The sequence below is a fragment of the Phormidium sp. CCY1219 genome (genome assembly GCF_055795085.1).
In genome coordinates this window covers 1-1,613 of record NZ_JAYFEQ010000947.1, presented here as the reverse complement: position 1 = coordinate 1,613, position 1,613 = coordinate 1, and the positions used below count along the sequence as shown (strand labels likewise).

Here is a 1,613-nt window from a genome sequence, read left to right as displayed (position 1 = left end):
TGCAACTGTTCGGCTCGTTGATTGCCTTGCTCTAATTCGGAGCGCGCTTCATCGAGTTGAGATTGCAACTGTTCGGCGCGTTGATTGGTTTGCTCTAATTCGGAGCGCGCGTCATCGAGTTGAGATTGCAACTGCTCGGCGCGTTGATTGGTTTGCTCTAATTCGGAGCGCGCGTCATCGAGTTGAGATTGGAATTGAGAATCAGTTTGATGGGCTTGTTCTAAATCCGATTGCAGTTGAGAAGCGCGTTGATTCGCTTGCTCTAACTGGGAGCGGGTTTCATTTAACTGGGATTCAAGTTGGGAGGTATTCCCTTCTGCCTGTTGTAAGCGATTTCGGGTTTGTTCTAACTCAGAATTGAGTTGAGAGGAATGGGAGTCTGTCTCCTCTAAGCGCTGGCGGGTTGCTGTTAGTTGAGAGTGCAGTTCGGAGGAATTGCGTTCTGCTTGTTCTAAGCGAGTGCGGGTTTCCTCTAATTCTAATTGGAGTTGAGAATTTTGCTGGATTGCGGGTTGTTCTAAGTTGGATGGCAAGGATTCGGAAGGAGGCGCGTCCGCGTCGGCTTGCGATCGCGGTTCGGAGGTGGGGGGTTGTGGGGGTTGTGTGGCCACGGGGGGCGAAGGTTGTGCCATTTCCTCCCGAGCGGTTTCCGGGGTCACTGTGGGGGCGATCGCCTCGGGTAACTCCACTTGGGGCAGTTGTAATCCAGCGGCGGACAATTGTTGGACTAAGGTTTGATTGGCTTCGATCCGGAACCAGTAATAGACCGCGCGAGCCACATCAGGACCGAGGCGCTCGATGGAAGAAATCGTGTCCATATCGGCGTTAGAGAGTGCGGATACGGTAGAAAAGCGATCGCTGAGCAATTTAGCGTGGGTGCGACCGATTCCGGGAATCCCCAAACCGGATAATACTTTCGACCAGGGCAATGAGGTAGATTTAGAAATTGCTTTGAGCAAATTCTTCGCCGATTTTTTCCCCATGCGCTCTAACCTCACCAGTTGCTCGGCGGTTAAGTCGTACAGATCTGCTACAGAGCGGACCAATCCGCTCTCGAGGAGCTGCTGCATCAGTTTTTCCCCCATCCCATTAATTTCCAAGGCATCGCGACTGGCCCAATTGAGCAGGGTTGCGGGGAGAATTGCCGGACAAGATGAGTTAATACAGCTCGTTTCCTCATTATGGTCTTTTACCAAGGGGGAGCCGCATTCGGGGCAGTGGACGGGCATGTGAAAGGGGCGAGCGCCGGCGGGGCGTTCTTCCGGCACCACGGCCACAATTTCGGGCATTTCTTCTTTGCCCCGATAGCGCACGATCGCGGTGTCGCCGATGTGGGGGTCTAGCTCGGCGAGGCGATGACTTCCGCGCACCGTAGCTTGAGAAATTTTGGTTCCCGCTACTTCCACCGGGGAAATTTCGGCGATCGGGGTCAAGTGGCCGCTGCGTTCCACCTGGATATTTATCGCGTCTATTTGCGTGCGGACTTCTTCTTTGCTATTATCGGGCGTCACTTACTTTGTACCTCCTGTAATCTTTATCATGATAACCTCCGATACGTTTGGAAACCCCCGTGCTTTAGCCGGGGGAGGAAAAACGAACGTGCGGCTTTAGCC

General features: G+C 53.4%; 1 protein-coding gene. It reads right to left on the bottom strand.

Going from position 1 to position 1,613, the window contains the following annotated elements; genetic code table 11:
• Nucleotides 1–1,511: helix-hairpin-helix domain-containing protein (locus AC0QH1_RS30785; RefSeq protein ID WP_324635261.1), on the bottom strand; the 1,511-nt coding region annotated here is incomplete at its 3' end.
• Nucleotides 1,512–1,613: the final 102 nt, after the last annotated feature.